At 41.1% G+C, this 8,988-nt stretch carries 8 protein-coding genes; 1 reads left to right on the top strand and 7 read right to left on the bottom strand.

Annotated elements, in window-relative coordinates; translation table 11 throughout:
* Both AAKU61_RS21225 and AAKU61_RS21220 read right to left on the bottom strand, forming a co-directional pair.
* A partial coding sequence (locus AAKU61_RS21225) for a substrate-binding periplasmic protein (RefSeq protein ID WP_354335500.1) occupies positions 1-443 on the bottom strand: 443 nt, incomplete at its 3' end.
* 796 nt (positions 444-1,239) lie between these two features.
* Positions 1,240-2,658, bottom strand: a complete 1,419-nt coding sequence (locus AAKU61_RS21220) for a diguanylate cyclase domain-containing protein (protein WP_354335498.1) — start codon at positions 2,656-2,658, stop codon at positions 1,240-1,242.
* Between the two features lie 587 nt (positions 2,659-3,245).
* On the opposite strand from AAKU61_RS21220, the gene AAKU61_RS21215 reads away from it, so the two are divergent.
* Positions 3,246-4,523 (top strand): methyl-accepting chemotaxis protein, encoded by a 1,278-nt coding sequence (locus AAKU61_RS21215; RefSeq protein WP_354335496.1) that lies wholly within the window; start codon positions 3,246-3,248, stop codon positions 4,521-4,523.
* Between the two features lie 366 nt (positions 4,524-4,889).
* On the opposite strand, the gene AAKU61_RS21210 is transcribed toward AAKU61_RS21215, so the two are convergent.
* The 5 genes from AAKU61_RS21210 to AAKU61_RS21190 form a co-directional block, all read right to left on the bottom strand.
* Positions 4,890-5,702, bottom strand: coding sequence for an EAL domain-containing protein (locus AAKU61_RS21210; protein WP_354335494.1), 813 nt, complete (start codon positions 5,700-5,702; stop codon positions 4,890-4,892).
* A gap of 44 nt (positions 5,703-5,746) precedes the next feature.
* Complete coding sequence (locus AAKU61_RS21205) at positions 5,747-6,160, bottom strand: BLUF domain-containing protein (protein WP_354335492.1); 414 nt, start codon at positions 6,158-6,160, stop codon at positions 5,747-5,749.
* 329 nt (positions 6,161-6,489) lie between these two features.
* Positions 6,490-6,843 (bottom strand): GGDEF domain-containing protein, encoded by a 354-nt coding sequence (locus AAKU61_RS21200; RefSeq protein ID WP_354335490.1) that lies wholly within the window; start codon positions 6,841-6,843, stop codon positions 6,490-6,492.
* Complete coding sequence (locus AAKU61_RS21195) at positions 6,812-7,297, bottom strand: GAF domain-containing protein (RefSeq protein ID WP_354335488.1); 486 nt, start codon at positions 7,295-7,297, stop codon at positions 6,812-6,814. Before AAKU61_RS21195 ends, AAKU61_RS21200 begins: the two co-directional genes overlap by 32 nt.
* A 248-nt stretch (positions 7,298-7,545) precedes the next feature.
* Positions 7,546-8,463 carry a hypothetical protein gene (locus tag AAKU61_RS21190; protein WP_354335487.1) on the bottom strand — a complete coding sequence of 306 codons (918 nt, stop codon included), beginning with the start codon at positions 8,461-8,463 and terminating at the stop codon, positions 7,546-7,548.
* Positions 8,464-8,988: the final 525 nt, after the last annotated feature.

Below are 8,988 nucleotides of genomic sequence, written 5' to 3'. Positions count from 1 at the left end.
GCACCTACAGGAATATTGTAGATTTTGTCTCCTAGGGACAATAACCTTTTTGCATTCCCCTTTCGTGTGTATAGCACCGTTTTGGATACTGCTACTGGACCAAGCAAGGTCATTAGTTTTTCTCTTTCAGCAGAGCGTCCAACTGTAAAAAGCAAGACGTTGGGGTCCTCTAGTACCGCCTTGTATCCCCTCGCCCAAGGCACAAGTTGTATCGCTGAATTTGTTCCCATTTTCTTTTGCAATGCATCCACTACTTCAACTGCCATACCATCTACTTTATCGCCGTTTTTAAAACTGATTGGTGGCCAATTTTCGGTATAGATGGTTAATTCAACACAATAAACTGGGGTAGCCAGTGCGCTGAAAAGAAAAGGCACAATAAATTTACATATATTCAATTGCCATGAGTTTAGTTGGCTAGTTGTGATTTTAAAAAGGTTCATAAACAACTTCTCCAAATAGATTTCCCCTAATTTGGTAGTAATCGCATGACTTCGAAATTGACGTCACTCGAAATCCTGAGGTTTCTTTTGCATTACATCACTTCGCTTTAGCACAATCAAATAAACTTGGCAGACTAGGCACTTTGAAATTTAAATCTATCAAAATTATTAGATGCAAAGAAATACAAAATATTAAGATTTTCGTAGGAATGAGGTTCAATTGATTTCAAGCTCAGCAGCCAGTCAAGAGAGTTATTTCATTGTTGGTTACGGAACTGCAATGTTGAACTAGCCTTTTATGACTTGAAGAAGCATGCCTTGAACCTTATTTTATTTCATTGCAACCGAACCTTGTTGGGTTAGTACTGACGCGTTTCACTCTCATGAATTTAAAGTCCTGACCGGTTGCACCGCAGACGGAAATCGTTTCGGGAGGCGTCTCATGAACCTATGGTTAGGACTTTGTAACCTTCACGATCTAAACGAGTAATGTTAGTCGTCAGATGCCTATATTATTTTAAGCAATTAGCCGGCTCGCTAAAGCTTACTTAAGAAACGCTGAAATTTTGCAGAACTGCGATTTTCAGGTGGCATGATTATTCACAACTTTAGAGGGAATATATGAAAGATGAATATGAAGTTCCTACCCCACACGAACACGCATTTGATCAGGCCTTCTAAAGAGAAAATAATGGTATCGCTCAATAAACTGCTTTAATGATATCTTTAATTACTATAGATAGCGCACTCATCAACTATAAACTAGGTTACTTCGATCAATTCACGACTGTCGTAACTATATTTTGTTCCACAAAGGTGACGCTCCTGCTATCCTTCGATCTATTTTTTTTGCGTAGTACATTGCTAAATCTGCCCCTTTTAGAAATTGTGCTGCGTCGCTTTGCGACTTGTATAAACTGATACCGATACTTGTATCGATCAAAATTGCGCTACCAGGTAAAGGCAGGTCTAAAGTTATTACAATTTTTTGAGTCAATAATTCCGCTTGCTCTAAGACTTGAATGCCTTCTGCTAGAACTACAAATTCGTCACCTCCAAGTCGAGCTACCGTATCAGTTTCACGTAGGCAGCTACATACCCTATTGGCAAACTCTTTAAGTACCTTATCCCCTACTTCATGACCGTGATTGTCGTTAATCTGCTTAAAACCATTCAGATCCATGAACAATAAAGCCAGGCCATGTTGTTGGCGACGATGCCGGGCAAGTGCTTGCTCTAAAGTATCCATGAAATGTCGCCGGTTGGGGAGGCCTGTTAATCCATCCGAAAGCGCCATTTCGCGCAAGGTACCTTCCAAGATCTTGCGTTGAGAAATATCGTGCAAGAAGGCGGTAAATTCGAGCCGTCCGCCGATATCGTTTACATTTAAACTGACTTCTACATGAAGTTTTTTACCTTGTCGGTCTACTACCAACAATTCCCGACGTATTTTGGAAGTATCCTGAGCGTTGATGTAAAAAGTTTGGAGAATTTCGTTGAAGCTATTTCGTTTATCTGCGGGGATGATGAGATCGACTAAATTACGCCCTATTGCTTCATCACCTGTCCAGCCAAACAAACATTCCGCTGCTCTATTCCATTGTGTGAGAATTCCATCGCGGTCTGTTGAAATGACGGCATCATTCGCATGCTCAAGAATTGTACGCATACGCTGTTCACTTGCGCTTAGCTTCGCCTGCATCTGAACCATCGCATCAAAGGCTACTTGTTTACCCAGCGCAGCGCCTAGCGCGCCAGACATAAGACTCAAGGTTTGAATATCTTCGTCATTGAATGCTGATGGTATTGCTGACATTACCTTAAGGACACCTACTGGTACTCCATTTTCAAAAAGTGGCGTACAAATCATAGAACGAACGCCAATCTTGCGACAGGCATTAATATCCACCCTGGGATCAGATTCAGCATCGCTACAATTGAGTACCTGAGTGGAACTCACGCATAAGCCAGATAAACTGTTTGCACGCAGAAGGCGCAGTCCAACGTATTGTGCTATTGCTCCGCTCGCTGAACGATAAAACATATATTCACCATCTACTAATTCAATGGCGGCCCCTTTAGCTTGGGTTAGCTCCTGCACCGTGCCCACTACAAGTTGCATAAATACATCAAGGTGTAAATCAGCCTGAGCGATCAACGCCTGTGTTTTAATTATTCGTTCTAACCGGCTCTGTTGCCCTTCCCTATTTTTCATTTGCGCCTCCAATGAGAGTGGGGTTTTAGGCTAAACGCTGAATTTATTATACTTCTGTTGATTTTGAGAGCTATGATTTTTCTGCACTGAATCGCTCATTTTTTGCTTGTTCAAAGACTTGCGGGGGACTTTAATAAGGTCAACTAATTAATCATAAAAAGACTTGATATGTCTGAAATGAGTTTTCATATCTGTAAGCTAAATACGCGATCAAATAGCGTTCTTATTGATAACTACCCATACGCTATTGGCAAATTAATTAATGTAATCTTTAGCATTATTAAAATGGAAAATCTGTTTAAATAATCATGATCGACCCACAAACTTTTTACCTTTATCCAAAAAAATCAAGTACCTTCAAGGCTCAATTTTTTAATATTAGAGTTTCTCGCGATGAAAATATTTTCGGATCATCTTCTAGCAATAAACGCACGATCTGACAAAGTCATATTTTACGTACTTGCTGGCATGCAAGTTTTTCCTTTTCACTTGCCAACTGGTACGGCACTTGGCTGTTGTCGTTTTTGGTTGGAGTTCCGTTACTTTCAATTTCAGCGATACTAGTCTACAAAAAACCAGGTAGTGTAGTGACGCGTCTTTTCAATGGTGCAGCAACCATGATTTATTGTGCTCTCCACATACATCAAGCAATGGGCATGACGGAAATTCATTTTAGCATTTTTGCATTTTTAGCATTTTTGCTAATATATGCAGATTGGCGTGTCATTTTGATGGCGGCAACAGTAGTAGCAGTCCATCACTTTAGTTTTGATTATTTGCAAGAAATTGGCACAGGTGTAATGTGTTTTGCCAAACCGAGTTTGGCGATTCTATTTACTCACGCCGCGTATGTGATTGTCGAAGCCTCAGTACTTTCCTATATTTCAATCAGTATGCATAATGATCGTATTCAGGAAGCTGACCTGATGAACTATACGAGCGCCTTAACTAGCACGGAAGGCTATATTAACCTACAAAACCAAGGCATTAGTCCGACAAGCGCATCTGGATTCGCCCTGCAACACATGATAGAAACACTTAACTCCGCAGTGCACTCGGTTAAACAAGGCGTAGGATCAATTATTACCGCATCGACAAAAATTTCTTCTGGCAATTCTGATTTGCTAAGTCGAACTGACGTGCAAGTAAATGCGCTGCAAGAGGCAGCTGGTTTGATGAGCGGATTGAGAAGCCTAGTAAAACATAACGCGGATAATTCCAAGCATGCTAACCAACTTGCTACTTCAGCATCGAATATTGCTAGCGATGGGAACGTTGTTGTAAGCCAAGTCGTTGAAACGATGGGATCGATCAAAGGTAGTTCGAAAAAAATAGTGGAGATCATTGGAGTGATTGATGGAATCGCTTTTCAAACAAACATCCTTGCATTGAACGCAGCCGTTGAAGCTGCGCGAGCTGGCGAACAGGGGCGCGGTTTTGCTGTTGTTGCCAGTGAGGTACGCAATCTTGCGCAGCTCAGTGCGAGTGCAGCTAAGGAAATTAAGCTGCTAATTATTGATTCTGTTGAAAAAGTTGATGCAGGGAGTGACTTGGTTGATATTGCGGGTAAGACAATGAAAGACATGCTCATGAGTGTGCAACAGGTTACTAACATAATGCATGCCATCGCAAAATCGAGCGAGGAACAAAGGATTGGGATTGAACAAGTGAGTCAGTCCGTTAATGTTTTGGAGGAAACAACTCAGAGAAACTCTGTACTTGTAAGAGAGTCAGCAACAGCTGCCGAAAGCATGCAGGAGCAAGCAGAAAAAATGAATAGTGTTGTAGATTTGTTTCTAATTTCGGAAGTAAAAACTCGCGCAATATCTTCCGCTGCAGTTCAAAAGTCTCGAAGTTTTTACTGATCACTCACCGCTGGCTGAATAAAACAATAACTTCTGAGTTGCCTTGAAAAAGTTAGTCTCTAATTTCTTCGGTTCAATTCATACTGACATATTTTTATAAATAAATGTACCGATTAGATATGATGAGCAAACTAGCTTGTTCTAAGCTAAGACTACTGTTTATTTAGTTGAAAGGTAAATCATTCAAACTCGATAATAGTAACGTGGCAAATTTAGATTAGTAAAATGATCGCATCAAAACGACAAATCGTTCCGAAATTGATTAAAGCAAAGCAACGCAACTAAATTGTTTTTTCAAAAGGTTGGTCTCATTCAGCCGCGATATGAAAGACAAAAAATCTTTAGTAATAATCTACGATACTATTTTTATTCCCAGGCTGCATCCGGAATAACTCCCAACCCTTTAAATACGGGTTTAGAGAACCAGTATCCTTGCATTAAGTCGATACCCGATTTTTTCAGAAAATCTCTCTCTGCACGTGTTTCTATGCCTTCAGCAAGCACCTTGATGTTTAATGCCTTGCAAATATGTACAATGCCACAGACGATCGCCTGCCTGGGTAAAAAATGATCGATGTCGCGCACCAAATCCATATCAATTTTGATGATATCTGGTTGATACTCTGACAATAAATTTAGTCCGGCATACCCTGCACCAAAATCGTCAATCGCTGTATGAAAACCAAATCGCCTATATTCCTTGAAAATATTGACCAAATGTGGGCGGTCCTCTACTCGTTCACCCTCCGTTACTTCGAAAATTATTTTCTCAATAGGAAAATTAAATTTCTTTGCTGCTTCAAATGTAGTTCGAATGCATACTTCAGGACGATAAACTGCATTTGGTAAGAAATTAATAGATAACAATTCCTGCATGTTTAACCGTGCCGCGCCTTCGACCGCTTTTGATCGGCAAAGTTGATCAAATCGATAACGATTTCCATCATTAATTTTCGCTAAGATACTTGCCGCAGATTCCCCGTTTGGGCCGCGGACCAAGGCTTCATGTGCATATACGCTGCGGGTAGATAAATTAACTATAGGTTGGTAAGCATATTCGAACTCAAACTCGAACGGCTCATCGTTTCGGCAAGCAACACATTTATTAGTCGAAGCAACATCGTGAGGCAAGCTATCAATATCGCCTCGATATGAGGTATCAATTTGAATCGGAATCATTAGCAGACCTCAGTTGATTAACCATAAAGCTAAATTACGTTTTTCTAGCTTTTAAAAATTTTCAGTAAAGCTACAGCAGGTGATGCTACTCCAATCTTTCGGTCAGTCTTTGCGGCCTCGATGACTTCAACAAGTTCGTCATATTTATCTGCCTGGCGGTCATCTAGATTGGTCATATTCATGCTCCAGCGCGTGAAGGTTCGAAACTTTGCTGGTTCATTGTGGATGATGCGGGAATTTTTATGACGTGGATCTTTTTCAATTTTGTCGTATAACATCTTTAAGGTATCTTTTAGCCCTTCAAGAACCTGCAAGAACCAGCCACCGTTATAAAATAGACTACCAGTGACATCAATGATTTCATTATTAATCTTAGCAATTTTTTGAATGCCTATTAAATCTTCTGACGACATCTTTCTTGTGGCTTGGCTAATATAAATTAGTTGGGTAAGTGACATTTACTATCCTTTGTAGAACGAATAAAATTGAAGTTATTCAGACGAATTAAAAATTACGATCTAAGAAAAAATTGCCAGAAAGCATGTTATCACAAGTGATTTTTTTAAGTTTAGATTGCACACCATAGATTTTAGACCACTCGTTATCATAAATTACATCAAAACTATCAGTTAGACCAGCGATAATTTCAAGGAGGTTTAACTATTCTATGTTTCCATAAATAACCGGACTAATCATTAATATTCCGGTCGCAGTGAAATGAAATTTGAAGGCTCTCCTGACTGCGGGCTCATTACCAAAACTGGAGACTGTATTGAGTATATGAACGTTATCTGAGCTTGCTTAAATAGAGCGCTTTGTCGGCTTGATCAAATAACTCCGTCGCTTCTGTGCAAACTAGCGAGGAGGTTGCCGTGCCTACTGATATTCCTACCCTTACTTTTGCGCCATTAGCTAATTGGATATCTGGTCGAATTGAGTCTTTAAGGCGTCTCACCATTGCAATCGCATCATCATAGTCACAGCATCGCGCTACTACTGCAAACTCATCTCCGCCCAGACGTGCCAGTAAATCTCCGTGGCGCATTTGTTGAGAGAGTCTCCTTGCAACCTCAATTAACACTTGGTCGCCTGAGGGATGCCCAAATTGATCATTTATTTGTTTGAAACCATCCAGATCCATACATACTAAGCTGTAGGGGTGTCGAGAATGTACGCGGTTTAGAGTCAATAACAGCAACCGTGCCTAGCACATGGTCATTCCAATCTACCAGGGGTACACCGGCATAGAAGCGTAAGTGTGGGGCACTTGCAACAAGTGGATTTGAAATAAACCTTTGATCGTTAAACAAATCATTCACGATTAAAGGTTCCCTGGGAGACATGATGGTATGTGCACAGAAAGCAACTTTTCTATCGAGCTGCTGTACATTTAACCCTAGCTTTGATTTAAACCAAAGTCGATCAGTATCCATTAGAGCTACGACTGCAATCGGCGTATCAAAAGTGTGGGACGTAATTCGAGTTATTGCTTCAAATTCTAGTGAGGGTTCTGTATCCAATATTTGATATGAGCGCAGTGCATTAATTCGTTGCATTTCGTTTGTCGGCAAAGGACATATTTGATCTACTGCCACATTACACTCCTTCAAAATTCGAGGCTAACGTCTAAGCTTCCCAGTTCATTGTAACTTTTAACGCGAGTATTTGTTGACGCCCCCCATCGGGGGCGTCAACATCAATATCGCACATTACACAAATGTCTATTGTTAAAGCACCTCGTGTCAACCTGTAAAAATAACCTGCGACTGCGTAATAGCCTGATGACATAAAAGCGAATCCCTTGTTTTAATGAAAATTTTTCCTGTGCTCTTTAAAAATAAAATCAAACGTCCTTTAGCGTTAGCCACTGCTCAATCGTCTCTTCAGACCAAGCCAAAGACCGCCCAGGATTATCTGGGGGCGACACTTTGAGCGCCGTGTAAATACTATCAAACAGTACTTGTACCGATACATCATCGGCATCCCTTCTGTTTTCAGCAGCCTTTAATGCAGACCAAATCATGCATTTAAGTTGATATCGTTGCTGGTTAATCCCATAAAATCCTGGCCGTTTCTGCTGGTACGTTAGCCATATGAGGATGGAATTTGCCACCTGTGGAGTGAGCTTTTTGTGGCTACTCAGAAAGCGCCCAATCAATTCATTCGCCATCGCTTTGGCTTCATTAAAGGATTCTTTACTGATGACCCATGTCAAATGTCGACCGCCGCTACTCATTATCTCTTGACCATCCTCATCGACTAACATCTCGCCTTTGCGGTTCTTCGCTACATGCTTGCGGTGTTCAAGCTGCGTCAGTTTATAAATACGGGAGATCTCCCAGCCGTCATGTTCGGTTCGTTTTGCCGTTTCAAAATAGAGGCGTTGATATGGTTTTCTTGCATCTTTATATTTTGGAAAAACATCCAGTTCACCTTCGCCTTGTGACCAAAGCACATAAAAATTAACCTTGCCAAACTCTTGAATTTGCCGTTGATCCAGCGGTTTAACGATGACGAGATGGCCGCAAGAGTGACCTTGTTTGCGCGCATAGTCGCGTTGATGTCGCGTCATACCGATGCCAATTTTGGCATGCATCTCGATTGCAAAAGCAGGTAATTTGTCGATGCGTATCCAGCCACTTTGATAGAAATAATGCTTACTTTTAAGGTAATCGAGTAGTAAACGCATGGCTTGTGTCTGAGTGCGCGGAAGCCGGATTTGCGCTAATACTGAGGTATCGTTCTCACTAGATTTAGGCATAGGATGTTCATTCAAAGAGTAATTAGGCGTATAGACATCGGTCTTATCTTTTTCAAGAACTGCTTTTTAGGCATTGATTTAGAACAGTAGTACGCCGCCATAACGATAGATTTATGTGCAGTCCAAATCATCGGAAAGGCGCATTTGGCCTAGGTGTCCGGAATGTATTCCGGACACCTCTAATGAATGTCCCAAAAAATTCAAAGAATTTTTATTTTTTTTGATTTTGATTTTGATTTTGATTTTGATTTTGATTTTTTGGGTTTTACACTTTTTAGTGAAGTCCGATACCTACACAGGTAAGGACTCCAAGAAAATAGTTCCAGACGATGCAGGTCGTCGGGTGCGCCAACACTCTCACTTCTTACTGCTGTGGGATGGTCGCGCCAACGACCCCACATCAGTCTCACTTGTCAGGCACTGACCTCTCTTCCAGAGTTCAGTTGCCGGTACCGCTCGGTGCACGTAAAGGTGCTCGCCGAGCGATGATGGGCGGGAGAGCTGCAATTCTCTCGACCCACTCTT

The sequence above is a fragment of the Undibacterium sp. GrIS 1.2 genome (assembly GCF_040544435.1).
Taxonomy (GTDB): Bacteria; Pseudomonadota; Gammaproteobacteria; order Burkholderiales; family Burkholderiaceae_D; genus Undibacterium.
This window is presented reverse-complemented; position numbering and strand designations above follow the sequence as displayed.